At 46.8% G+C, this 25,547-nt stretch carries 24 protein-coding genes and 1 riboswitch; of the genes, 6 read left to right on the top strand and 18 right to left on the bottom strand.

Annotation, left to right across the window (positions count from 1 at the left end; translation table 11 throughout):
- Positions 1-23: 23 nt before the first annotated feature.
- The 4 genes from ASG89_RS04610 to ASG89_RS04595 all read right to left on the bottom strand — a co-directional run bounded on the left by ASG89_RS04610 (position 24) and on the right by ASG89_RS04595 (position 5,703).
- Positions 24-1,757 carry a phage tail sheath family protein gene (locus tag ASG89_RS04610; protein ID WP_057309146.1) on the bottom strand — a complete coding sequence of 578 codons (1,734 nt, stop codon included), beginning with the start codon at positions 1,755-1,757 and terminating at the stop codon, positions 24-26.
- A gap of 126 nt (positions 1,758-1,883) precedes the next feature.
- Positions 1,884-2,687: a hypothetical protein gene (locus tag ASG89_RS04605; RefSeq protein WP_057309145.1), complete on the bottom strand. Its 804-nt coding sequence runs from the start codon at positions 2,685-2,687 to the stop codon at positions 1,884-1,886.
- Positions 2,688-2,700: 13 nt separating this feature from the next.
- Entirely contained in the window at positions 2,701-3,279 is a 579-nt protein-coding gene (locus ASG89_RS04600) for a DUF4255 domain-containing protein (RefSeq protein ID WP_268795579.1), read from the bottom strand.
- 222 nt (positions 3,280-3,501) lie between these two features.
- A complete protein-coding gene (locus ASG89_RS04595) occupies positions 3,502-5,703 on the bottom strand; it encodes an ATP-binding protein (protein WP_057309144.1) in 2,202 nt (733 codons plus the stop codon).
- A gap of 152 nt (positions 5,704-5,855) precedes the next feature.
- Here ASG89_RS04595 and ASG89_RS04590 point away from each other — a divergent pair, with 152 nt between their 5' ends.
- Both ASG89_RS04590 and ASG89_RS04585 read left to right on the top strand, forming a co-directional pair.
- Positions 5,856-6,968 (top strand): GGDEF domain-containing protein, encoded by a 1,113-nt coding sequence (locus ASG89_RS04590; protein ID WP_057309142.1) that lies wholly within the window; start codon positions 5,856-5,858, stop codon positions 6,966-6,968.
- A gap of 136 nt (positions 6,969-7,104) precedes the next feature.
- Positions 7,105-7,752, top strand: coding sequence for an SOS response-associated peptidase (locus ASG89_RS04585; RefSeq protein ID WP_057309140.1), 648 nt, complete (start codon positions 7,105-7,107; stop codon positions 7,750-7,752).
- A 31-nt stretch (positions 7,753-7,783) separates the two neighbouring features.
- Here the strand turns inward: ASG89_RS04585 and ASG89_RS04580 are convergent, their stop codons facing one another.
- The 4 genes from ASG89_RS04580 to ASG89_RS04565 all read right to left on the bottom strand — a co-directional run bounded on the left by ASG89_RS04580 (position 7,784) and on the right by ASG89_RS04565 (position 10,372).
- Positions 7,784-8,206 (bottom strand): DUF1284 domain-containing protein, encoded by a 423-nt coding sequence (locus ASG89_RS04580; protein WP_057309138.1) that lies wholly within the window; start codon positions 8,204-8,206, stop codon positions 7,784-7,786.
- Positions 8,203-8,778 (bottom strand): NUDIX hydrolase, encoded by a 576-nt coding sequence (locus ASG89_RS04575; RefSeq protein WP_057309136.1) that lies wholly within the window; start codon positions 8,776-8,778, stop codon positions 8,203-8,205. Before ASG89_RS04575 ends, ASG89_RS04580 begins: the two co-directional genes overlap by 4 nt.
- Before the next feature lie 175 nt (positions 8,779-8,953).
- The gene (locus ASG89_RS04570; RefSeq protein ID WP_057309134.1) at positions 8,954-9,733 is read right to left on the bottom strand and encodes a sporulation protein; all 780 of its coding nucleotides are present in this window, start codon (positions 9,731-9,733) and stop codon (positions 8,954-8,956) included.
- A gap of 159 nt (positions 9,734-9,892) precedes the next feature.
- Positions 9,893-10,372: an SRPBCC family protein gene (locus tag ASG89_RS04565; protein ID WP_057309133.1), complete on the bottom strand. Its 480-nt coding sequence runs from the start codon at positions 10,370-10,372 to the stop codon at positions 9,893-9,895.
- A gap of 122 nt (positions 10,373-10,494) precedes the next feature.
- Between ASG89_RS04565 and ASG89_RS04560 the strand changes: the two genes are divergently transcribed.
- Complete coding sequence (locus ASG89_RS04560; RefSeq protein WP_057309132.1) at positions 10,495-10,866, top strand: iron chaperone; 372 nt, start codon at positions 10,495-10,497, stop codon at positions 10,864-10,866.
- 167 nt (positions 10,867-11,033) lie between these two features.
- Here ASG89_RS04560 and ASG89_RS04555 read toward each other — a convergent pair whose 3' ends face one another.
- Entirely contained in the window at positions 11,034-12,446 is a 1,413-nt protein-coding gene (locus ASG89_RS04555; protein WP_057309131.1) for a hypothetical protein, read from the bottom strand.
- A 150-nt stretch (positions 12,447-12,596) separates the two neighbouring features.
- Between ASG89_RS04555 and ASG89_RS04550 the strand changes: the two genes are divergently transcribed.
- A complete protein-coding gene (locus ASG89_RS04550; protein ID WP_057309129.1) occupies positions 12,597-12,812 on the top strand; it encodes a hypothetical protein in 216 nt (71 codons plus the stop codon).
- 48 nt (positions 12,813-12,860) lie between these two features.
- Here the strand turns inward: ASG89_RS04550 and ASG89_RS04545 are convergent, their stop codons facing one another.
- The 5 genes from ASG89_RS04545 to ASG89_RS04525 form a co-directional block, all read right to left on the bottom strand.
- Positions 12,861-13,946 (bottom strand): polysaccharide deacetylase family protein, encoded by a 1,086-nt coding sequence (locus ASG89_RS04545; RefSeq protein ID WP_057309127.1) that lies wholly within the window; start codon positions 13,944-13,946, stop codon positions 12,861-12,863.
- Positions 13,947-14,040: 94 nt separating this feature from the next.
- Positions 14,041-14,982, bottom strand: a complete 942-nt coding sequence (locus ASG89_RS04540; RefSeq protein ID WP_235549596.1) for a polysaccharide deacetylase family protein — start codon at positions 14,980-14,982, stop codon at positions 14,041-14,043.
- A gap of 29 nt (positions 14,983-15,011) precedes the next feature.
- Positions 15,012-15,272, bottom strand: coding sequence for a YqkE family protein (locus ASG89_RS04535; RefSeq protein ID WP_057309125.1), 261 nt, complete (start codon positions 15,270-15,272; stop codon positions 15,012-15,014).
- A 45-nt stretch (positions 15,273-15,317) separates the two neighbouring features.
- Positions 15,318-17,153 carry an APC family permease gene (locus ASG89_RS04530; RefSeq protein WP_057309123.1) on the bottom strand — a complete coding sequence of 612 codons (1,836 nt, stop codon included), beginning with the start codon at positions 17,151-17,153 and terminating at the stop codon, positions 15,318-15,320.
- A 99-nt stretch (positions 17,154-17,252) separates the two neighbouring features.
- Positions 17,253-17,403, bottom strand: a riboswitch (cyclic di-AMP (ydaO/yuaA leader).
- 316 nt (positions 17,404-17,719) lie between these two features.
- Complete coding sequence (locus ASG89_RS04525; protein ID WP_057309122.1) at positions 17,720-18,166, bottom strand: GNAT family N-acetyltransferase; 447 nt, start codon at positions 18,164-18,166, stop codon at positions 17,720-17,722.
- A 276-nt stretch (positions 18,167-18,442) separates the two neighbouring features.
- Here ASG89_RS04525 and ASG89_RS04520 point away from each other — a divergent pair, with 276 nt between their 5' ends.
- Positions 18,443-19,765 carry an MFS transporter gene (locus tag ASG89_RS04520; RefSeq protein ID WP_235549595.1) on the top strand — a complete coding sequence of 441 codons (1,323 nt, stop codon included), beginning with the start codon at positions 18,443-18,445 and terminating at the stop codon, positions 19,763-19,765.
- 533 nt (positions 19,766-20,298) lie between these two features.
- On the opposite strand, the gene ASG89_RS04515 is transcribed toward ASG89_RS04520, so the two are convergent.
- The 4 genes from ASG89_RS04515 to ASG89_RS04500 all read right to left on the bottom strand — a co-directional run bounded on the left by ASG89_RS04515 (position 20,299) and on the right by ASG89_RS04500 (position 24,670).
- Complete coding sequence (locus tag ASG89_RS04515) at positions 20,299-21,528, bottom strand: NAD(P)/FAD-dependent oxidoreductase (RefSeq protein ID WP_057309118.1); 1,230 nt, start codon at positions 21,526-21,528, stop codon at positions 20,299-20,301.
- Between the two features lie 219 nt (positions 21,529-21,747).
- Positions 21,748-22,635: a glycine betaine ABC transporter substrate-binding protein gene (locus tag ASG89_RS04510; protein ID WP_057309224.1), complete on the bottom strand. Its 888-nt coding sequence runs from the start codon at positions 22,633-22,635 to the stop codon at positions 21,748-21,750.
- A 5-nt stretch (positions 22,636-22,640) separates the two neighbouring features.
- Positions 22,641-23,471: an ABC transporter permease gene (locus ASG89_RS04505; protein WP_057309116.1), complete on the bottom strand. Its 831-nt coding sequence runs from the start codon at positions 23,469-23,471 to the stop codon at positions 22,641-22,643.
- Positions 23,468-24,670, bottom strand: a complete 1,203-nt coding sequence (locus tag ASG89_RS04500; RefSeq protein WP_057309114.1) for a quaternary amine ABC transporter ATP-binding protein — start codon at positions 24,668-24,670, stop codon at positions 23,468-23,470. The genes ASG89_RS04505 and ASG89_RS04500 overlap by 4 nt, the downstream gene beginning before the upstream one ends.
- A gap of 223 nt (positions 24,671-24,893) precedes the next feature.
- Between ASG89_RS04500 and ASG89_RS04495 the strand changes: the two genes are divergently transcribed.
- Complete coding sequence (locus ASG89_RS04495) at positions 24,894-25,466, top strand: GbsR/MarR family transcriptional regulator (protein ID WP_057309112.1); 573 nt, start codon at positions 24,894-24,896, stop codon at positions 25,464-25,466.
- The last annotated feature ends 81 nt before the right edge of the window (positions 25,467-25,547 follow it).

Raw genomic sequence — 25,547 nt, 5'->3', positions numbered from 1 at the left:
TATGCGTAATATCTAACGTTAGACTATTCTTCTCTTGTTTTCTGAGTAATGCGGAAGATCACGAACTCGGCAGGTTTCACCGGAGCAACCCCGATTACGCAGATCAATCGACCATTATCGATGTCATCCTGTGTCATTGTGCTGCGGCCAATATTAATGTAGAAAGCTTCAGAAGGACTTCCGCCCATTAAAGCACCATCTCTCCACACCCGCGTCAAGAACGCATCAATCGTCCGCTGTACACGTGCCCAAAGCTGTTCGTCATTCGGTTCGAAGACAACCCAGTTCGTGCCGTTCTTGATGGACTCTTCGATAAAGATGAACAAACGTCTTACGTTCACATATTTCCATAAACCGTTCGACGATGTTGTACGAGCACCCCATACACGAATACCTTGTCCAGCAAAATGACGGATCAAGTTAACGCCTTGTGGGTTTAGAATATCTTGCTCGCCTTTGTTATATTGGCAATCTAGGCCAACTGCACCACGAACAACCTCGTTCGCAGGCGCTTTTTGAACACCACGGGATTGGTCAGAACGGGAGTAAATACCGATGACGGAGCCAGATGGCGGTATGTAAATGTTGCGTTTATCTAATGGATCGAATACTTGCAACCATGGGTTGTACATAGCAGCATAAGAACTGTCAAAGATGTTGCGGTGTGTCATAACATCTGTTACCTTGGTTTTCTCACGTGGAATATCGAGAACCGCGAAACGGCTGCCCAAGTTTTCACAGTGCGCTACTAGGGATAATTGAACCGTAGGCTCAGTTACACCAGGAATCGCAATGATTGACACAACATCGTTATCGATGAAGGACTGAATCCCTGTACGTTTACCAGGTCCACGGTCAACACCCATGTAAATATCAGGTGTTACATTCGCGATGGAACCGTTGCTGCCGCCAGACAAAGCGATTTGGAATTTGCCAACGGATTCATTCTCGCCAGAAAGCACCTCGAAAGGAGCAATTGCGCCAAGATCTTGACCTTCAGTCAAATCCTTCACCGTAATAATGTTTGAACGGGAAACGATTTTCTCAATGTGATTCGCTGCCGTAATGTTCAGGGATACCCGCTCATACGTCTCAGCTTCATCACCGTAGAATACGTGAAGTGTAAATTCACTTGTTGTCAGAACTTTAGCAGGCAGCAATCCGCTATCTACAACATCGCCATCAAGCGCATCAGACAATGAGATAATGTTGTCTTGGGAAGCTACAACCTTGCTGTATTGCTTCACACCTGCTGATTCATAAGCAACAACGTCGCCAACGTTAAAGCCAGCGTTGTTTTTCACACGATATTGTGATTCGCTTAGCACTTCATAGATTTGCGTCTTAGCTTTGCTAGCTGGCACAACAACGATACGAACTTGGTTCCCCCATGTTCCAGGGTTCTTGGAAGCAATCTCAAGAATTGCTGATTCTTTATTCGAAGCCGCTTTGTTCGTTGCTACTTTCGCGTCAGTTGGCGCTACACGCATTACGAAACAGCGATTACCTCCGTTTAAGTAAAAATGCTCTACGGCATAAGAAAGGAAACGATATTCGCCGAATTCATTCTCGGACAAGTAGCTCCCGAATAAACGGTGGAAATCAGCTACGCTCGTAACCAGTTGAGGGACACCTTCAATTTCCCCTCTTTGCGCAAGCCCTATAAACCCGGCCGTACTTGTGCTTGCACCCTCAAGCGGTTGTGCTCCGCTGTCAAACTCTTCCACATAGACTCCAGGTGATAAATAGTCAGCCATTGTTCCCCAGTTCAGTCAGATGGCACTGCTTACTCATTAAATATGGCCAAAGACATGAAACCAGTTCTCTCCTTTCTGCTTGTCATTTTGTATAGAAGATGGACGTGTCCATTCTGCTAATTAGGGTTACGCAAGATGTATTGTGCCGAGGTTAGTGGTTGTTCCTTCTGCTACTGCGAGATCCTTGATCTTATGTTCGCTATCTGTCCCATACGTAATAACCAAGTCGGTATGAAACGTTGGGATCCGATTGCCTCGAAAAGCAATGACAACTTCTCCGCGTTCCGTACTACGGGTTTCTTGAATGGGTAGCAACATAGCGCCACGCATATGCGACTTCATCAATGGATTCGCGAGTCGAAACCGCTTCTGGTGCTCCAGCACTTCGGAAATTCGGATGACTTCTTCCGCCGGTTGGGATCCTCTCCCTCGCAGCAGGTACACATCCCCAGCTACAATGCCTCCTGTAAATGAACCAAAAGTCACTTCACTAGCACCTTTGTCGGCTTGATCAACCATTATGCGCGCGCGCGCACAGTCCTCCGTTAGCACGGTCGACTGTAAGTGAGCATCACGAATTGGTGAGCCAGCTGCGTTCTGAAGCATGAAGCGAATTAGTCCTGCCCCTTGAGAAAAAGGGTACGAAGGTAACGGTCTCATTTGAACAACTTCAATAAAATTGTGTGTGTTAACAGAGATGTCTTTCCATGTTTGAAAATAATACTCGCTATGTACCGATAGACGGTATTCGCCGGGGGATAAATCGTTGAATATATAGGAACCATTCGATTTACGAATTGCTTTCGAACGGGTGCCTTCTAGGTGAACTGTGGTCGTGTTGCCAAGAGGAGCTTGTGCGGTGAGTGCGTCAATCACACTCACAACCAGGGAAACGCGGGATCTCAATTGTGAAATTCGAATCTGATCCACGGGTGGAATCCTCCTAACCTTGAATACGAAAATCGGTTTCCGAAACCCTTTTTGTTGTTCTGATGCGCGTAGAATCAATATGTACTGGCCCCACTGTGTAAGCAACTGAGAGTCTGTAAGGGGTGTCTGAGAAATTCCACATGTTCATGAGGCTCTCACCTTTAAAAGGATCCATGTTAATACGAACTTCTTCATCTTGCTCAGCCAATGTGCCCACTGTCATCGAACCACGAAGAATGGAATGATCGTAGAATACTTGCATCGCTCTGCCAAGAATCCGATGCTCATCCAAGGCTCTCGAAGAAAGCTCAGCTGGCGATTGTACCGTGACCATGTAACTTAAATCGACAACCATCGGAGGAAACTGAATCTCATTCGTCCCTCTAGCAATCATATGGGTTTGGCGATTATTGCCGCTCTCACGAACGTTATATAGATAGAGTGAAAGATAGAAATCCCCTTTATCTACGGGTGATGCGAGTCCAATCATTTCTGGTTGCGGAATGGGATCTGGGGTCATGTTTTCTCTAAGTAGCTTGATTAAAGATGCGCTTACATCAGCGATGACAGAATAATTGCCTATGAGTGTCACTTCCTGCCTCTAAATACCTATAAATCATGTAAAAAAGATGCTTAATCTGTCACATTGTGTATCTTTTTCTATTATAAATGTAAACCGTCGGGTTGACTATAGGATTCTAGTATTTATTTATGTTTTTATCCCGGAAAATGGCGTTTTTTGACTAGAAATCGGTGTATATAACCGACAAAGGACAATCTCACAAAATTGTAAAATTGTCCTTTGTCTACTATTCTAGTAATCCTCCCACTCCTGTCGAGCGAGAATTTTGCCCGATTTCTGCAGCTCATGCCGAATTGATTTGATAATATGCTGCATTCGGATGGATTCACCTGACTCCGCTGCCAAAAATGCAGAAGAAAGAACGACGTTCTTAATGTTCCCTCCTGCAATCTCATAGCGCTGCGCAAGATATTTGAAATCAACATCATCGCTAAGCGGCGCTGCTGGCGGGAACATGGATTGCCAAATTTTCTCGCGGTATTCACTATCCGGAAATGGGAATTTAATGACATAATTGATCCGCCTCAGAAAGGCCTCATCAATGTTATTTAATAGATTGGTAGCGAGCACAGTGATGCCTTGGTACTCTTCCATTTTTTGAAGCAGATAGGCCGTTTCGATGTTCGCGTACTTATCGTGTGAATCTTTCACTTCGGAACGTTTACCGAAAAGCGCATCCGTTTCATCAAAGAACAGCACCGCGTTACTCAGCTGCGCTTCTTCGAAGATTTCGTGCAAGTTCTTCTCGGTTTCACCGATGTATTTGCTGATCACCTGCGAGAGGTCAACCTTATACAGCTCAAGCTGCAAGTCGCCGGCTACGACCTGTGCTGACATCGTCTTCCCAGTGCCTGGCGGACCGGCGAAGAGCATGCTGAGCCCTTTGCCGTAGGCCAGCTTCTTCTCGAAGCCCCAATCGCTATACACGACGCCGCGATACTTCACTTGATTGCACGCGTTGCGGAGCTGATCCTTCTGCTCGGGCGGGAGGATCACATCCCCAAACCCATAGCGAGGCTCAATGCGCGTCGCTTTGCGCTCCAGCTTGTGCTGCACCTGCTGGTAGCACGCCTTATACAGCGCGTCGCTGCGCAGCGCGCCCGAAGTACCGGCCCCGGCAGTTGCCGCCTGCCAGGAGGAGTACCCGCGCGCGAGCGACAGCGCGCGGCGTATTTGCCCCGGGGTGAAGCGGAATTTCCCGCTCATCACCCGATAGTCTATATCCGAGCCGGCGCCGATCTCCTGTGCGAATGTCTGCCAAAGGCGCTCGCGTCCGCCTTCGTCCGGCACGGCAAGTTCATGTTCAAGGAGCAGCCGCTCCTTGGGCTTCCAGCTCAGCCGGTTGAACCGCCCGGCTAAGAGAAACACCATGCCGCCGTAGCCGTCAAGCAGCTCGTGAAAACGCCCCAGCCGCTGCTGCGCAGCTAGATCCGGCTCTGCAGGATAAAGCACCTCTAGCCGTGTGAAGCACAGGATGGCTTGATGAAGAATCGCTTCGCGTATAATTATGCTAATCTGATCTTCAAAGACCGCCGCATGCAGCTGCACATCAGCAAGATCAACCAACAGCAGCGGCTTATGGAAAGAGCGGCTAAGATGCTTCACCTGCAGTTTTTTGCCAGCACCAGCATTCCCCCAGAGATGAAAGGCAAGCCGTTTGCGTTCAGCTGCTGGTGCTTCATACGCCTCAGCAATAAAGCCGCGTAAGCGTTGCTGGAATTCTTCCTGGACAAGCAGAGGGGGAATCTCATCATCCGGGTAGATGATCTCGACAGCTGGCTTGAGTTTGGGATCCAGCTCGCCTGAATCCAGCAAGAAAGTCACAATCCGCTTATCCAGCTGCAAGGGTCTGGACAACAGTGTTTGGCCACTGACGACCAATGTGTCAGGATGCAGCACATAGCGAGCCAATCGACCGTCGGGTGCGCTAAAGGTTGTACGCGCAGCCCTCATGTCCTCCGGACTTGGACAAGCAATTTGCAATGCCAAGCTAATATTCGGCGTTTTGCTAGTTAGGTCGTCTAATAGAAAGCCAAAAATCCGCTCATATTTCCGATCTAATTCCACTGCAAGCCCCAGCATGACGATGCGTTCCTCTACAGTCGAGAAGCCAAAGACGCTGGATAAATAAATCAACGGCAGAAATGCGCCGCCCTTACGGCTCTCTGCAAGACGACTTACAATGGCACTCTCTAGCTGCTCTATCATACTGAGTACGTCTTGCTCATCCTCATCAATCTCTTCTTCATTGCCAAATCCGCCAATGAGACGAATAAATTCGTCTTCCGAAACGAACATCCCGCGGAATGAATCCGTTTGCGGATCAGGCGTAAGCTTTTGACGACGCTTATAGAGAAGTTCCAGCTTCTTATCTAGCAGTTGAAGCTCATCCTTATAATGTTCCCATGCATGCACATACCCTAGAGCTGTCATAGGCCTCCCCAATGACTATATATATTTTTTCAAAACGATTCGATTAACATCATTAATAGCTTGCCTAAAGAGGGGGTTATTCTTTACAATATCAGGAAAGGCACAATTCATTTCGACACCTACTGCCCTGAAAGGAAAGTGGCCACCTTTTGATGGAACAATTTCCAGCACATGATCCAACTTGGAATCGAAAACTCATTCTAACGTTATGGTGGATCCTCATCATTTATGAAGCAGCTGCTATGATTGCTCTAAGCTACGAAATTATCGAGCAGCCGTCGAATTGGTTTAATAGCTTTATGCGTTTTCAACTTCTCCCTACGACGTTACAGCTTCTTCTTATGGGCCTAGGTTATATGGCCATCCACTATTTGAAGAACTATAGTGAGTTTATCATGATCGTATGGACTATGACCATGGTTAGTATTTTCATCCTTTGTATTCCTGAAATGACACACAGCTATGAACTGCTTTGCATGCCGATTTTATTAGCCTCGATTTATTTTCATAAAAAATATATTATTTTTGCATTCGGTCTGGGTGTTGTCTATCTATTCATTCTAATGCTTGTACCGATGTTACAGGGACAATCAACGAACCCTTACGAAATTATCGTCTCTTTGACCACATTGACCGCAACTTCTTTGCTTTGTTTTGCCATTATGAGCCGTGGACTCGAACTGATTGACAAGCTCAAACACTCCGTCGTCCGTGAGCAAGATTTGCTGATTCGCAACGTCATGATTGATCGTCTTTCCAAGGTTGATGCGCTTACCGAGTTGTTTAATCACCGTTCTTTCCAAGAGCATACGGATCACCTCATTTCACACATGCCCCATGATACCGCTCTGGAGCTCGCCTTGATGGATATCGATAATTTCAAGCTCATTAATGATAATTATGGTCATTGGGTTGGCGATGTTGTTCTCAAAACGATCGGCTCCATTCTGAAGGAAGTACTTGGTCCGGATGATATGTCATTTCGCTATGGCGGCGAGGAGTTTGCCGTATTATTCGTTGGGAAATCGCATCAAGATGTGTTAGCCATTTGCGAAAAAATTATGGACTCGATACGCAATACGGTCATCCCAGAAATGCCTGATCAGAAGCTGACGATGAGTATTGGGCTCGCAACCTATAATCGAAATACGATGAAAAAAGCATGGTTTCAGCTTGTCGATGAGTGCTTGTACACCGCCAAACGTAACGGCAAGAACCGCATCTATGTGCATGCAGCCGATATTCAAGTGCCCCTAGCCGAATAACCTTCACAACCAGAAGCTATGTGCTGCTGGTTTTTTTCATTTGAAGCTGCCGTGGAAAAAAGTGTTAAGCCTCATACATGAATTGGTTGCAATAGGAAAATAATGAGAAGAACCAAAATCAAATGAGGTGTTAATCATGTGTCATTCCATAGCCATTCTGGCTGATGTTCACGAAGTCATGAAGCAATTCCGCGTAGATCGGCTCTTATCTTACAGTTCCAATCGGTATGAGGTGCGCCCAACTGAATCTGTATCAGCCGTGATGATCAATCGCAAGGGAGAACGTTTATTAGATGAATTCCGCTGGGGTTTGATGCCTTTCTGGGCGAAGGACGCTGTATGCGGAGATCGCAATTCCATTTTCTCCAACATCGTGTTCGAGCGCATCGTCAAAAAGCAACGTTGTGTCATCCCTTGCAGCAGCTTCTATGTCGGGCGAACCGAGGGTAAAGAGACGGAGTGGATTCGTTTCAAAATGCGGAGCGGCACGTTCGGTATTGCTGGGCTGTACGATATTTGGCAAGCCCCTTCAGGGGAAGAAGAGCTTCGTACATGTATGATGCTTATGACGGAATCCAATTCCATCGTCTCGCCGTACCACGCAAGCATGCCAGCTATTCTGGATGAGGAACAGATGGAGAAGTGGCTGCAACCGGAACAGAAGGATAGTCGCCAATTAAGATCTTATCTACAACCCATCGACGAGATGCGGATGGTCGCTAATATTCTTACTTCCCCAGCCGAGAAGCTGGAAATGGGCTCTGATGTCAGTATTTTTGTATGAAAAAAGGACTTGCGCTTACGCGCAGGTCCTTTTATTTCTTGGGCACAGGCGGCAATGCGCCGCCTTCCCCTATGATACGAACGCCTTCTGCACAAACACCGTAAGGCTCCCAACGGCATGTCGCACAGAGATTGCTGATATCTGTCGGCCTTACTTCTAGAGCAACTTGACCGCAAATGGTGGACCAAGTCCGCTCCATCCCCACCTCCAAGCCGAGCTTGGCAACAATCTCCGCATCCCGCTGATACACCGTCCGATTCTCGCAATGCGCAACTTCATCCTTCGGAAATTCCGCGCACAGATCGTCAGGTCCGAGCACGACGCGAATCATCGTTTCAGGCTCTGTGCGGAGCTGTTCGTAGACCATCGTCATATTTTCGCAAAACGCTGGGGAATAGCCCATTCCTCGGTAGCCTAACAAACAGAGCAGGTGATGTCCGCGAAGCCCAATCATACGTTGCTAACCTTGGGCACACGGTACAATCCGTATCCAGCCATCGGAATGACAGGTTCTTTATCCTCTATAAGACCATCCCCTTTGGCATGCAAGGCGACATCAATGAGCCACTTTGTGAAATCGGCCACTGGCATGGCAGCCATTTCATCTAGGCTATAAAAGCCTGCCGCGTCTACCTCTACGCCATCCGGCTGCGGGGTTCCGCTAATATAAGACATTTCGAATGCGATATACACATTATGTATGCTTCTTGGCAGATCGCGCACAGCAACCAGTCGTGTGACGGATGCCTCGATTCCCGATTCTTCCATAACTTCTCGTACAATCGTATCTTGAATTAATTCATGCTGCTCAATATAGCCACCAGGGTTCGTCCAGCGCCCTTTTCCTGGTTCTTGTGCTCTACGCACAAGCAATATCTTCTCATCCTTCATTACAAGAGCACCGACTCCGATGCTGTAATTCCCCCAATGAACATAACTACACGCTGTGCAGGCCCGTCTCCCCGTTCCATCCACATCACGCGTCTCCATGGCAGCTCCGCAGCTCATGCAAAATTTGGCTTCCATCTTTCTCAGCTCCCTTGGTCATTCATCGTCTAATCATCTATATGCAAGCTTACTGCGAAAGATGGACAATAGGCAAGCCTACATTGCATGATCTGAATTCACGAAATATAAGAAGCCTCTCCTCAACTGGGAAACGCTCCTTAACGTTTGTGACTATTGTCTTGTCTATGAAATCTTATAAGTACCTACGAATTAACTCGGCTAGTTCATCGGCAACATAGCTAGTTCCGGAATCTAGCTGATTACGGTCGAATCGTACCCTTACAAACCTTTCATCCGTACCCGTCGCTTCGGCAAATATGCCGGCAAGACCTCGCGCTTTGCGATCGATCTGCAGCAGCAAGTCGACACCGTCCTCGTCCGGGAAGAAGATGATTTCCAACTCATCGAGTTGACCCCGGAATTGCATGGTAGGCACGAATTCGAATTCTTGAACGAAAGGTAATCCGTTCTCTCTACCGATAGCTGGCGCATATTCACAAGTGACCTCGCGGAGTCGGAATCCAAGTTCATTCACAGCCTCCAGGATAACCTCGGAATGTGGATGTGGTCTTACTTGAAGCTGATCTTGATCCTTCGGATCAATCGCTTCTTTGATATCAAGTCCTGTTTGTATCCATACAGGGGTTCTTCCTAACGTTGCTGGCGTAATGTTTGGAAGCTGGAACGAGACTGGAAACTCATAAACCTGCTCTGCCTGGGCGGTAAATTCACCGGTAAGTTGGAATTTGGCCACAGGAGCTTCTACTTGCATCTTTGTATCGTTCTGCTCCTTCAGGTAACGTGTCATCACGAAGGCGTAAACGTCATTGATTTGCTGATCGACGCGCCCCCCTTGGATTCGAACAACGCCGCTGATTTCATCCCCGGCATTCACTGTATCTTGATGGAGCATGAGATCTACTTGGGCCGCGCCGATCCCGACGCTTGCGAGCATTCGTTTGAACATGGACATGTGTAAATTGCCTCCTTGTCATTCATATACTCATGATACGATGTGAGGCCCAAGTGGTTTCATATGTTTAAGACAAAAATGGTTGCAATTGGATAATCCACCCAATTAACTGTCGGCCTAATGGGCTTGGAATTCCCTTTTGTGGTATCCTAATTACATCTATTCCTTGGACATACTTGCCAGATGCTCCTCAAGACGATCCATCGTCTGTTCCGCACCTGGAACGGCATAGGTTTTCACCTTATCGAATATCTCCGCTGTTTCCTCAAAAACGGAGCTATACCTAAGTTTGGTCTTCCCTGCCAGATCCTCAAAATGTGCTGTCGCCTGAAAATGAGGAAATACAGCATGTTTGATGACAATTCGCTCAGGTTTAACGATCTCAACAAAGACGTTGGTGTTCGGATAATCAACTCCATCAGGGCCATGCATGATAAACTGCCATGTACCTCCTGGTTGCAGATCAAATGTCTGAGAAGTTGTCGTAAACCCTTGCGGCCCCCACCACTTCGACAGGTGCTCCTCTTTCGTCCAAGCTTCAAACACAAGCTCGCGTGAGGCATCCATTACACGGGTGATCACAATCTCGCGGTCACCAACTTGCGCTGCGGTTTGAAGTATTTCCTTATTTTGACTCATGTCTAATCCCTCCAAAATGAATATGCTTATGAATTTCCGGTAACTGTAGTATAAAACATTACGTAACGTAAGGTTCAAGTGTTAATTAATGAACGACATCACTAATGAAGGAGGGGAATATCATGGAAGTTTTCGCAGAGTTTTTAGGACGTATTGATAATCCGCAACATCGGGATCGTACAGAAGAAGTTTTGACTTGGGTGGCTGAGAAATTCCCGAATTTGGAGCCAAAAATCGCGTGGAATCAGCCTATGTTTACCGATCACGGCACATTTATTATTGGCTTTAGCGTGGCCAAACCTCATTTGGCTATTGCCCCCGAAAAGGTGGGAATTCTTCGTTTCGCTGATGATATTGTGCAAGCTGGTTATGATCACACGAAGGAGTTAGTACGTATTAAGTGGAGTAGTCCGGTAGATTATTCATTACTTGAGAAAATGATCGAGTTTAATGTCGCGGATAAGGCAGATTGTTCGACTTTTTGGCGGAAATAGTACCAAGCTGCATTCACCAATGTTTGCTTCGAGGGCCAAAGATGCAAAAGCGCATCTTTTTTCGCGGGAGACGACGGAATATTGACAAATAGATGCAAAAAGGCCCCCGCCACTTACATGGCTTTGGAGCCTCTTCCCTGTCGTGCGCGTCCTTCTTCGTCCGCTGCTTAAACCAAAAACATCGCCACGATCGTTGTCACCGCTAAGCCGATGAGCACAGGCTTCAGATTCCGCCGCGCGAGCTCGAACGGACTCACACCGCAGATCGCCGCGGCTGGAATGAGCGCCCACGGGATCAAGGTCCCGCCGCCGACCCAGATGGCGGCTACTTGCCCTAGCGCAGTCAGCACTGCTGCGCCGGAGCCAATGGCGGTCGCGAACAGCTGCGCGATGGAGCCCGCCAAGGATATACCCGAGAAGCCGGAGCCATCGAGGCCGGTAATGGCGCCGACAACGGTTAACGTAACGGCTCCAATGGCTCCATTGAGCGGCACGACACCTGCGAGTGCCACGCCTAGGTCGTTCACGATACCGTGTGAACCCTCTGGCAGTATTTTGCCGAATAGATCCGTAATCGCAGAGTCACCTAGATAGAAGAAGGCTGCAATCGGGATGACGGGTCCAAAAACTTTGAAGCCGAAAACAAAGCCTTCTATTAAATAGGAAGTGATTTTCTCCACACCCGCATTTCGGTGAGCGATTAATGTGACTGCGATTAAGATAAACACCGCTGTGCCACCCACGAGAGCGGTTGCATCACCGCCTTGCAAATTCAAAACGAACATCGCAATGACATCTAAAGCGAATAGCACAGGAATTGCAATGGCTAGACTCCGCTTCAATCGCTCCCCGATCAATACTCTACTCTCTTCATCAACAGGAACAAGCCCGCCGCTTTCCTCTAATCGGCTATCGATAAGCCCGCTGCGCCATTTGCCGTTCTTCATATCACGCCGCATCAGCCAGAATGCTGTAATCGTCGTAACAAGCCCCATCACAATGACGAGCGGAATGCTCGCCTCCATCACGGAGGACACAGGAATACCAGCTGCATCCGCTGTCAATTTGGGTGCTCCTTGAATAATGTAGTCCCCAGACAGCGCAATCCCATGTCCGAAGAGGTTCATCGCCATCGCGGCACCGAGTGCCGGCAAGCCAACGCGAACAGCAACTGGCAATAGCACAGCGCCAATCAGCGCAACCCCAGGTGAAGGCCAAAAAAACCAGGACGTCACCATCATAATGATGCCGATACCCCAGAAGGCTAACGCTGGCGTTCTCAGAAACTTGGTCAGCGGCGCCACCATCGTTTCATTGATCCCCGTCCGAATCAGGACGCGGCTCATGGCAACGATAATCGAGATGATCATGATCGTCCCCATCAACTCTTTCGTTGCATAAATGAAGCTGTTAAACACACCTGATACAGAGCCGCTCAACGTTTCCGTTGCTAACAACCCTAATGTGAAAATACCCACCACACAAATCATCGTCGTATCTCTGCGTTTAACAAGAAGCGTAAGAATGAAACCAATGAACACTAAATAGACCCAATGAATCGGTAAAAGTTGAATATCCATCCTGCACCACACACCCTCTCAGCCCAAGCAGCAATTGGTGCTATATCCTATGCTCGGCTAGGCGTAGGCGTTCGTCTCCATTCGGCCATTTCGTCACCTTGTGGTACAATAAAAATAACTATTTTATTGAGGTAAGGGGATCATTCATACATGGCAAGGAATCAACGTTTATATACCGATGCAGATTTTCAGGAGGTCATTGACCGACAGGGCGTTGTTCGGATTTTCAAAGATGACCATATTGTCGATTCCAATGCAGTTGTTCTACGATTCAGTGATACGACAGTCGTTGTGCAGACACGCGTAAGCGATTTGACCTATTACGATCGGGCAGCTTGTGAGTTTTTTGAGATGAAGAAAAGATAGACCCTGTTTGTGAACAACAAAGAAGCCGCTTCAATGCGGCTCCTATCATCACTTTTTATGATACAACTTCATTTTCCACATCAAATCATCTTCTGACACATAGGCTGCGCCTGCATGGATTCTATTAATCTCATTACTTCCTTTGGTATTGATCCCCTCTTTGGTCGTGAAGAAAAGTTCAATGCCTAATTCCTTTCCTACCCCCATGACCGTTTCATTATAGGCACCAAAAGGAAAAGCAAGTAGACGATACTGCGGTCCTAACTCTTCCTCAATACGATTTTCAGCCTTCAACAGATCGAATTTAATTCTCTTTCGATATTCATCGTCTGTTTCAACTCTTTTATCATTTTCCAAATAAATGGGATTTGTTAGCATCGGCATAAGTGTATTACCTGAACCCGCTTTAACTTTGTCATGATGATCGTACGTATGAGAATAGAAACTCATCCCGTTCTGCTTCATTTCTCTCATCTGATCCCATGTTAGACGCGGCGCCTTCGGATGGTCGATAGAATCAACAACGATAAATTTCGTAGCATGAAAGCCCAAACGAAGTAATTCTGGATACGCCTGGGTATAAAAGGATTCATAGCCATCATCAAATGTGATTAACACCGCATTCTGAGGAACCTGAGCCTCACTCTTCATGAAATGAAGAAAATGTTCCATGGAGATGACGTTGTAATCTTCTTTCTTCAATCTTTCCATGTGACTTTTAAATCTTTGGGGAGAAATGGTGATCCCGTTTTCTTGGTCATCAATGTGATGATAGGTCAGCACAATGACTTTGTTGGTATAATGAACCTTCTGTTTACTGTAATCTGTTTGCATAAAAGAAAGTGCATTCACTTGTTGCTGTTGGGGTTGGGGTTGTTGCTGCGTTTCGAGTTCTAGTTGTTGCACGACTTGTTTTACCTCTTGTTTTACTTCTTGTTCAACAACTAGTTCTGCAAACTGTTCATAAGAAGGCACCAGTTGTTCTTGGCTTATTACTCGTTCTGGCGGTATTGTCTGCTCGAAGGACTTTGGCGATAGCGCAGGCAACACAACATAGAGGCAAAATAAAAAGCTTGAAAATAAAAGAACTGTAAACGCCAAATTCATTGGATTTTCCAATTTCAGTCTATTCATACTGACAACAACCCCATAGATGAGAATGTAACAAATTACGAAGATAGTATCATGAAAACGCTTTCCCGTAAACTATTTATTACAATACTCCCTCTTAGGATCCGATAAGCTCCATAGAGGCAAGCTGTACAAAGCTGAAGCCTAGTTTCCGCAGCTGCGGAATCGCTTTGATGACCCCCTCAGCGGTATCCTTCTCGGGATGATTCATATGCGCGAGGACGATGGACCCGCTCGAGGCCTTCGATATGGCGTTGTACACTTGCTCCGTGTTATACGTCGCTCCAGCATCGCCAAGCACGGAGTACCCCGCTAGTTCGAAGCCCAAATCATGCGCAACAGATACCGCGACCTCATCGTAAAATGCCGTACCCGACCGGAAAAATAGGGGCCTATTCCCCGTCAGCTTCTCAATCTGATCCGCATTGTCTTTCATTTCATGAATGACTTCCTGGACGTTCTTCGTCCCTGCAATCCCGTATGCCAGCTTGCCTGTCATGGATAGAGGGCGGTGCTCGGTGCCATGATTTTCAATCTCAAACAAAGGATTCGATGCCAGTGCTTGAAAGATAGACGGATTCACAGCAATCCATCTTGCATTGATGAATAACGTAGCTGGAATCTGCTCCTGAATCAAATACTGGATCAGCTTCTCATCATAGCCACTGCCTTCCTTCCCGCCGCAGGCATCGAAGGTAAGGGCAATCACCTGGTCCTTCTTCGTATGTAATCGTGTTTTCACTCCGGGTACACGCTCCCCCCACTTCGTTGGTATCACAGAGGCGTAACGGGCGATCAAGGATTCTTCCACCGACGCGAAGGCCGGAACAGCCTCAACCTCGGGTTGGATTGGTTCTTTGGCTGGTTCATTTATTAGACTGCCTAATGATGGATGAGATGATGTCGTCGGCTCAGGTGACACTGTTGGGCTGCTCACTGGTGGTGTCGGGATTGTCACTTCTGCAGATGCAACCGCCTTTTCTACACCCCCAGCACCCTCCTCCACCTCACACCCTGCAAGCGCTAACATCGCGCTCATAAAGAAAAGGAGGCACATCGTGCGCCCCCTCATTTATGCTTCCGCCAATCTAATTTACTTTTCTCCAGCTGGTAGGCAAAATCGTTCTCAAGACGCTTCTCTTCGGCCTTGCGAGCCGCCTCTACCTTAGCTCTCTCTGCGTCCTTCTTTGCTTGCTCTTCCGCCTTCATCGCGTCAGCCTGGGCTTTGAGCCCTTCCAGTATTTCCGGACGCAGCAGATCCTTCAGCGTTGCAGGTTTATCTTGCACGCTAGCCGCAGCTGGCGTCATCTTTGCTTTCTTTTTCACCATAATAAGGTCACCTCGTCTACAAGTTTTCCTTATTATTGTACACGTCTATTGGTGTAAATGATACGGCACTGTTGCAACAACGATATCCTTGTCGGCTTGAAGCTTCGAACGAATCCGCGCCGCGGATTGATTATGGAGCAGACGGTGCCACCATTTCTTCGGCATGAATTGCGGCAGAATAACCATGATCGACTGCTTCTCTGACACATGCGTGTCGATGCGATCAATGAATTCAGCCAACGGCTTCAGAATCGTTCTGTATCGTGATTTGAACACAACGAGTCGAACACCTGGATCCCAGATCTGCCACTTCTCCTGCATCGATTCTTCGTCCTCATCCGAGAAAGAAACATAGAACGCAATGACATTCGGCGACAGCGATTTGGCATAGTTCAGAGATTGCTCCACAGCTTTGTGAATCCCAGCAACGGGTACGATAATGACCGGCTCTTTGGTACACACACGATCTTGTGTGATATCAATACGCAGCTGTTTGGCTACATCGTCGTAATGGTGACTAATTTTCGTAATGACCCAGAGGAGTATCGGTGTAATGATAATGACAATCCAAGCACCCTCGCTAAATTTGGTAACTGAGAAAATGATAAGAACCGCAAGGGAGACGATACCGCCCAGGCCGTTAATAATCAACTTCCCGATCCAGCCAGATACGCGCTCTTTGAGCCATTTACGAACCAAACCCGTCTGAGCAAGTGTAAAAGATAAAAATACGCCAATCGCGTAGAGCGGAATAAGTGCATCGGTTTTACCCTTAAAGCCAATCAATAGCAAGCTGGCTAAAACGCCTAGCGTAATAATGCCATAGTGGTACGAAAGGCGATCCCCACGGAAGGAAAACATGCGCGGGAAGTTTTTGTCCTGGGCCATAATTGACGCCAAGATTGGGAACCCATTGAAGCTTGTATTCGCAGCCAGCACTAAGATAAGCATTGTCGCGATTTGCGTCGCATAATACATGGTGCCTCGGCCAAAGGCTTGCTCTGTCACCATCGAAAGAACCGATGTATGACCGTTGTGATCCGGTGCCACCCCATACCCTAAGGCAATCAGTGTTACACCACCGAAGACGATGGCCAATAGGCCGCCTAAAGAGACAAGTGTGCGTTTGGCATTTTTGACAGATGGCGTTCTAAAATGGGGTACGGCATCGGAGATCGCTTCAATCCCCGTAACAGCTGAACAACCGGATGAGAACGCCTTAAGCAGTACGAATAACGTTAATGAGTTCGTCGCGGCGCTTGGTACGAATTCGATCGCATGTGTATTCATGGATCCTGTCAATAAATCGAAAATACCCTTACCTACTAGCAAAAGGATACAAAGAATGAAAAAGTACGTTGGAATCGCGAATACTGTACCTGACTCGGAAGTACCTCGCAAATTCAGCCAGACCATCACCCAAACTAGTAGGATGGTCAGTGGAACAATGTACGGTACGGCTGATGGAAAAGCGGACGTAATCGCTTGAACACCAGCCGAAATCGAGACCGCCACGGTTAAGGTATAATCGATTAGCAGTGACACACCTGTGAGACGTCCCCAGGCCATGCCTAAATTTTCTTTGGTAACCATATAAGCGCCGCCGCCCATCGGGTACGCTTCGATCACCTGTCTATAGCTGAGCACAAGCAGTAGAATCAAAGCAATAATCGAAATCGCAATCGGCAGCGAAAAGGCAAAAGCAGCAACCCCTACTGTCGCGAGCTCTAACAGAATTTGCTCCGTCCCATACGATACGGATGATAAGGCATCTGACGACAAGATAGGGAGACCTTTCCAAACAGGCATTTTTTCCGACTCAATCTCGCTCGACTTTAGCGGCTTACCGAACACAATTTTTTTTAATGAATCACTAGTCATTTCGCAGTTGTTCCTCCAATTAAAGCCAATTTCACTCATCACACCTGAAAAATAGACGCAAAAAAACACAAGGATAGACCTTGTGTTTTGGACACATGTTCTCCTTCTCACGATCGCTTACGAGGTTAGCTGCCGGATTCGGGCCGCGAGAAATCTGCCCTAAAAGGTACTTGGTATCGTACCGTTATTCACCCCATGTTACTTGTGGTTCCCCCGCTTTTCTTAAAAGAAAATTAAGCGAAATATTCAACTGTTCAGGTACGAGTTGAATACTACTCTCTTCTACCAACATAGTAAAGGAGAGAAAAAACGTAAAAAGCTTCTTTCCACCTCTCGATTCCATCAATAATTCGCTTACAATTACTTGAATCGTTGATTATCTTCCATTCTCACAGGTAATCGGGGTATTTTGACTAAATTACAAGGTTGCAATCTGCCAAAATTACAGTTTTATGCGAATATTTCGTTGGATGAAGGAAATATTCGCTTTTGGACACTACCATGGCAACGCAGTTGACAAGTACGGGGACCGTCGTTGAGATCCAGTTATTTATCAACCGCTTCTTTTAAACAATCGTGTAATTCGCCCAATCCACGCGAGTTCCGCCCATTTTGTCAAAAAACTGTTGTGCACGATGATTGTCTGGCGCGGTGATCCAAGACATATAGGCATAGCCATTTTCCTTGGAATAGATTTGGCACTTCAGGAATAAGTCTTCTTCTACAGCCGTTCCCCGAAACGGCTCAAGCAGGAAGAGGTCATTCATGATCGTAATGGGGTTTGCCTTCATTGTACTCCAGGCAAAATACAAGGTCGCAAAGCCGACGAGCTCCCCCTCTTTATCGACAACAAACTGTATACCGCCTTGTTCTTGAAGCAGGTTACGAATCAATCGATGTATAGCAGCGTTCTCCGGCTTCGGCTTCTTATAAAAGCCTACAATATAAGCATACATCAACTCTGTTAATGCCCCCAAATCTTCGATTTCCACTTTTCTTATCAGGTGTGTCATCGTGTTCCCCCATATTTTTTATGAATAATAATATAATTAAACGAATAAACATTCAATTCATACATTGGTTGAAAATATGTCAATTCATTGACACACCCTGCCTGTCATGATAAACTGTAACAAAATATATTATAGTTATGGATCGGAAGGTGTACCATGTCAAATCACACGACTAACTCACATCAAAGAACGACACCTACGCCGTCAGAGATGCCTAGTCGCTTACGAGAAACGCCAGTCTCCTGGTTGCTCTGTTTCACCATTGTACTTGTCATCATGAACACAATGATGTTCAATCTGGCACTGCCCAAAATCTCCGTGCAATTCGAACTCAGCCCCTCAACGGCATCGTGGATTGTTACGGGATATTCGATCATTTTCGCCATTGCTTCGATCACCTACAGCCGATTGTCCGACTTCGTGCCTATTCGCAGGCTCTACGTCATTGCCCTGCTCTCGCTAGGCGGCGCCTCCATTCTAGGGCTGTTCACGGACAGCTTCGGACTGTTGCTGTTTACACGATTGATTCAAGCATCCGGCGCAGGTGCGATTCCCTCGCTTGGTATCGTGCTCGTAACCCGCTACATTCCGTTGTCTCGCAGAGGCAGAGCCATGTCGCTCATCCTTTCCGCGGCTTCACTTGGCTTGGGACTAGGTCCCGTCGCAGGCGGATCGATCGTTCAGTATTTGGGATGGCATTTCCTGTTCGTCATTACAGGGGTCACTCTGCTGCTTATTCCTATCTTTCTAATCCTGCTTCCAAAAGAAAAACCAGAAACCGGCTCGTTCGATTTCATCGGCGCTCTGCTGCTCGGGATTGGGACGACGGGTTTGCTGCTCTTCCTAACTTCCAAGAGTCTCGTTGCCCTCATAGCGGGCGTACTGGCGATTGCCTTATTCGCACTGCGGATTCGCCGAGCCTCACAACCGTTCGTGCTGCCTGCACTCTTTGGCGACAGACCTTATATGGCGCTCAGCGCAATCGGCGTGTCTTCCTACATGATCAGCTTCGGCTTCCTGTTCCTTGCACCACAGATGCTTGCACGGGTTTTCGGCTTAGCGCCGCTTACTTCGGGACTGCTGCTCTTCCCTGGTGCATTCCTGGCGATGCTGGTGTCGAATCGTGTCGGACGTATCATTGACCGTTATGGGAACACAGCACTGCTTCGTTACGTCCCATGGTTGATGCTGCTCTCTACCGTGCTGTTGGCCCTGACAGCCAGCTATTCTTCTTACTGGATTGCTGCACTTTACATCCTGGTCAGTATCTCCTTTACAACACTTTCCAGTACTGTATCCAATGAACTATCCCGGCAATTGACCACAGATCGCATCGGCTCCGGCATGGGCTTGTTCCAATTGCTGCAATTTTTCAGCGGCGCGTTCGCTGTTGCGCTCTCGGGGAGCGCACTCGTTTGGCAGAAATCACTGCCGCTCGAACGTGCTTTTGACAACCTCATCTGGGGGATGGCGGTCATTGCACTACTAACCATAGGTAGCTCGATCTTATACAGGAGCTATTCGAATAAGACACGTACAGCGAACGCGGCAACAGAGAGCTTTGCAACAACCGCTGTTCGTGCAGGCATAAGCGAGTAAATCAAAAAAAACCAGTTACCATCCGATTTTACGGATGGCACTGGTTTTTTTGAGGTGTATCACATCCAAAAGAGCCGATACTCGGGAGGACTTAAGTATGGATGCGCGGGATAAGTCCAAGGAGTCTTAGCCCCTGAGGGCTTCCCTAACGCTATTTACTCCAAATGCATATTCTACGAAAAAATGGCGCTACGAAATAACCCTATTTCGATTAAAAAGAGTGAAATTCGGTCATATATCGTGAAATATCGCTGTGTCATAATGTAATTCTTCCGTTTTCTCTACCAGACGAGCAAATAAGATGTTTTCATAACGCTATCTATCGGGTAAAATGCTTAAAATTAACTACAGATTCTGGTTCTCCATCTATACGCCGGTAAAAGTAACAGAGAGATTTACGTAACTTCCATTCGACACCGACACTGCACTCCCCCCAAACTCTACTCGCAACCAGCATGTTCACACATCATTAAAAAGCTGAACTGAGATCCTTTCGGATTCCTCAATTCAGCTTTTCCGCCGTGGCGAAGCGATTAATTTGGCACATGATAATTGCGGGTCGTGGATTTCTGCTTCCAAATCATTTTCTTCCAAATGAGTGGGATACCACCGATGAGAAATAAATAACGGGCATCGATCATCTTTTTGATAAATAAAGCCAAGCGGCCTTTCACTTTCTTTACTTTGAGTAACCCAACGGCTTCACCGCGGCCCAAGGTTGCTACCGTGCCTTTGAAATCATACACAAATGGCTTCATCTCTTTGCCTCGAACCGTCTGGATGAGATTCCTAGCTGCATTATAGCCCTGTTGGACAGCAATCTGCGCATTAGCCGGATAAGGTGTCCCCTCGGGACTCGTGACGATCGAGCAATCGCCGGTGATGAAAATCTCCGGGAAGGGATAGGAGCGCAAGCAGCTATCCACGTTAACCCGACCCCGCTGAACCTCGAAACCCGCCTCCTGCAGTAACGAATTACCACGTATCCCTCCCGACCAGACTACGGTGCCTGCGCGAATATACTCGCCGTTGCTCAGAATAACTCCTTCCGATGTGCATTCCTTAATCGCGGTCGATAGCTTATACTGCACCCCTTTGCGGCGCATCACTTCCATGCCATATTCGATCAAATCCTCCGGCAGCCCGGGCGGCAACGCCGAAGGAGAAGCTTCCACATTATAAATCCGGACATCTGCCGGATCGACATCATACGTTTTGCACAGAACTGGAATGCGGTCCGCCAGCTCCCCGACGAACTCCGTACCCGTGAAACCCGCGCCGCCAACGACGAAGGTCAGATAATCCTTGCGCTTCGGAGCCACCTTGGACTTGGCGAACATATACTCAATGTGTTGCCGAATGAAGCGGACACTATTAATACTTTTGATCGACATGGCATATTCATGCATACCTGGGATCCCGAATGTCTCCGTTTCACTGCCGAGTCCCACTACCAGATAATCATAGTCAAGTGTAGCATCTTCCAGCACGATCTTTTTATCACTAGGCAGAATCTCTCTTACCGTCGACTTCACGAATCGAATCTTCCGCTCATCAATCAAATCCGAAATGGTCACGCGTGCGTTATCATGATGATCCGTACCAGCAGCCGGCATATGCAAATGCGTCGTAATAAAGTGATAGTCATGTTTGTTGACTAGCGTCACGTCCATCTCATTTCTTCTCATCTTCTTCTGCAGTCTTATCGCTGTGACAAGTCCGCCATAGCCTGCGCCTAGGATAACAATTTTGGGTTTGCTCATTGCCTCAACACTCCTCTGGTTGTGAAATTAATCACATATATACTTGTGAAAATAATCACAAATCTTCACGAAGTGAGCCGATAACCGACTCTCTAATAGTGTATGCGTGTGTTTTGCAAATATCACTTCCAAATGACCTAATTATCCGAGATTGTACCCCTCTCTACTACGAAAAGCCTACCGATAGGATTATCGATAGACTTCTCTCTACTATTTGGGCTATTTCGTTTTCAAATCTTCAATAGAACCAATTGTCATATAGGCAGGTACAACGAGACCCAGTTTGGTCCCTTTTAAGTTTGCACCAAGATCTTCTAGTTTAGCGGCATACTTCTCGAAATAATCCTTATGTGTCGTCGGAAGCCATGCAGCCACAATCGCATCAGCACTTCCATCGGCAAGTCCAGCCCACATCGGTCCGGCTTCAACTTGCAGCATTTCTACCTTATATCCGAGCTTCGTTTCCAATACTATTTTCACGACATTCGTGCTAGCAATCTCCGAATCCCAAGCCACATAAGCTAATTTCAACTTCTTACCTTGTTCTGGCGTAAGATCTTTCACCCAAGTATCCACTTTACTTGCATGGCCCGCAACCCAATCTGCCGCTGCTTCTTCGGGCTTCTTACCGTCAACCACAGCTGACATGACCACAGCCATATCCTCCGGCGTCCATTCAAATCGATCTAGCATTGCATATGCTGACGCCGCTGCTTCTTTCAAACCTTTGCGAGCAATCGTATGAATCTCTTCATCCTTACCAAATACGCCCTTAGGATCATTCAGATATTTCAAATCATACTTAGCGAACATCCAATGAGGTGTCCACCCCGTCACGATGATCGGTTCCTTCGCTTTATACGCTTTATCTAACGCTGCCGCCATGGCCGCGCTAGAGCCTTCAACTAATTTCCAATCGGTAAGCTCATAGTCTTTCAACGCTTGATCCGTTTGCTTCATTAATCCTGCACCAGGATCAATACCGATAATTTGGTGATTCACGCTGCTGCCTACACTAGATTCTGAAGCATTATCTTTCGTACAGCCTGTCACGACAAGTAGACTGGTCAAGCTAACCAACATTAACGTCTTAGCGGATTTCTTCAACATCTTTAAACACTCCTTTTCTTCTTCATCCATAATTGTGTGATGCGATCAAGTAAAATAGCTAATACAACAATAGCCAATCCGGCTTCAAAGCCTTGACCAATTTTGATTTGAGTAACAGCCCTATACACATCAGCCCCTACCCCCTGCGCCCCAATCATGGATGCAATAACAACCATCGAGAGCGCAAGCATAATCGTTTGATTAATCCCAGCCATAATTGACGGCATGGCTAACGGGAATTGCAGCTTTACTAATTTTTGCATAGGGGTTGAGCCGAAAGCATCAGCTGCTTCAACCAAATCTTCAGCAACCTGCCTTATACCCAGGTTCGTCAGTCGAATCGTCGGCGGTACAGCAAAAATAACGGATGCAATAACCCCAGGCACCACACCCAGTCCAAAAAAGGTGACAGCAGGGATTAAATACACGAAAGCCGGCATGGTTTGCATGAAATCAAGCGCAGGTGTGATGATCCCTCGTGCTCGATCGCTTTGGGCACACCAGACACCTAAAGGAATACCAATTAGAATAGAAATAACTGCCGATGTCATAACCAGTGCCAGCGTGTCCATCGTATGCTCCCACAAGCCAAGATTATCGACTAACAATAATCCAACGGCCGCGAATAGTGCTAAAGGCCATTTGCCCAGATAATAAGCAAGAATCGCAATCAAAGCGATAAGTACCAGCGCAGGAGGGAAATGAAACACGGCAGAGAATAGATCCACAACTCCCTCTATGAGGAGTGACATAAAATCAAAGAGCCATGATAAGTTAGCTCCTAACCCATCAACAATCTTTTCAACCCATTCGTCCAATGGAACTTTGGTCATCCGTTATTCAACTCCCCTCTTGCAACCACATTACCTGCAAGCGCCCCCAGAACATCACCGCGGACAATAACACCTTGAATTCTCCCATCACTATCCACGACTGCCACAGGATACTTGGCATTGCTGCAAACTTCAAATAACTCATGCAGCAGTTGATCGGGCCCGACGATTGGTATATCTCGAATCACAATATCCTCTAGACTCTTCTCATATCGAACAGCACCAGAAGCGTCTTCCGCCGTTATAACACCAATTAACTTCTTGCCTTTGTCTACAATAAATAGATTAGATATCCCACTTTGCCTCATGAGCTGAAGCGCAACTCGCGGTCCTCTATCCAGTCCTATTGTCTCCGGTCGGCGCATAACCGCTGATGCGGTAAGTACCTTGGATAGATCAACATCCTCCACAAACCTTTCGACATACTCATTTGCTGGGTTCATCATAATTTCTTCTGGTTTGCCGATTTGAACAATCACGCCGTCTTTCATTAGCGCAATACGATCTCCAATACGAAGCGCCTCATCCAGATCATGCGTGATGAATATGATGGTCTTCTTCATTTTATCTTGCAGCTCTACGAGCTCGTCTTGCATATCCTTCCGAATAAGAGGGTCTAATGCACTGAAGGCCTCATCCATTAACAGGATATCCGGATCATTAGCTAAAGCCCGCGCAAGACCCACACGCTGTTGCATACCGCCGCTTAATTGTGATGGCTTACTGTCTGCCCATGCCTGTAAGCCTACCAAATTCAAAGAATCCAGCGCTTTCGCACGTCTCTCCTTCTTATCCCAGCCCTGAACCTCTAACCCATATTCCACATTCTCAGCGACGGTTCGATGAGGAAATAAGGCAAACTTCTGAAATACCATCGAAATTTGTTCTCGTCTGACCTGTCGAAGCTCTTCATCATTCACACGAACGATATCCTTACCGTGAATAGTTATGCTTCCACTCGTTGGTTCAATCAGCCGATTCAGAAGTCGAACCAATGTTGATTTACCACTACCTGAGAGCCCCATAATTACAAATATTTCACCAGCTTCAACGGAGAAGCTAGCCTCATTGACTCCTACCGTATGCTTCGTATCCTTATAAATCTTTTCCTTCGATTGTTTCTGAGAAAGCAACGGAAGAACAGATGTTGGATCGGGACCAAATATTTTCGTCACCTGATTAACTTGAATAACCGACATATGCTCACTCCTTTCTTCTGTTTGCATGTCGTCCACTTCAACAAGTCTAACGAATAATCACCATTTGTGTCAACCTTAAATTCTGTACAAACAGTTCAAACAGAAAAAACTGTACAAACTTTCACTGCTTTTAGTATACTGTTCCTAGCAAGTGTTTTTCTTTACTTTTTCAAAATTGTTTCTTACAATAACGAAGTAAACCTAAAGGTAGGGTGAGGAGATAATGAAACATATAGACGGCATCAGCTTAGAACAAGATCTCGTCATACAGAAGGCGCGGAAACGAATCATTGAATCTATTGGAAATAACATGGATTTATATAGCGTTAGTGAATCTACCGGTCATTTATACGGTTTACTTTTATTTCAAGACAAGCCGATGACATTAGACGAAATGGGACAAGCTATGGAAATGAGCAAAACCAGCATGAGCACTGGAGTGCGGACACTGGTTGATTTGAAAATGGTTAATAAAGTGTGGGAAAAAGGTTCCCGTAAGGATCTCTATGAGGTTGAATCTGACTGGTTCCAAACCTTCGCTGATTTCTTTAGCCTCAAATGGCGAAAGGCTTTAGAAATTAACCTGCTCGCGCTTACCAAATCCAAAAATGAGTTCCTGAAGCTGAACGAACAATTTCCTGACAGTCTCCCCTTACAAGCTGTTCTTAAACAGGATTTGGATAAAATAAATGCAGCTATTCATTATTACAAATGGCTTGATCGGCTCATTGATTCGTTCGAGTCGGGGGATATTTTCAAGCTGGTTCCCAAGGACTTACCCTCAGATGAATCATGAATAAGCACAACAAGAAAAACCTGAACGATAGTTGGACATTAATCCGACTGTCGTTCAGGTTTGTTTGTGTTGAGGACACAA

The sequence above is a fragment of the Paenibacillus sp. Soil766 genome, from assembly GCF_001428105.1.
In the GTDB taxonomy this organism is placed as follows: Bacteria; Bacillota; Bacilli; order Paenibacillales; family NBRC-103111; genus Paenibacillus_E.
The sequence above is the reverse complement of the archived record's forward strand: the minus strand, read 5'-3'. Positions and strand labels throughout refer to the sequence as shown.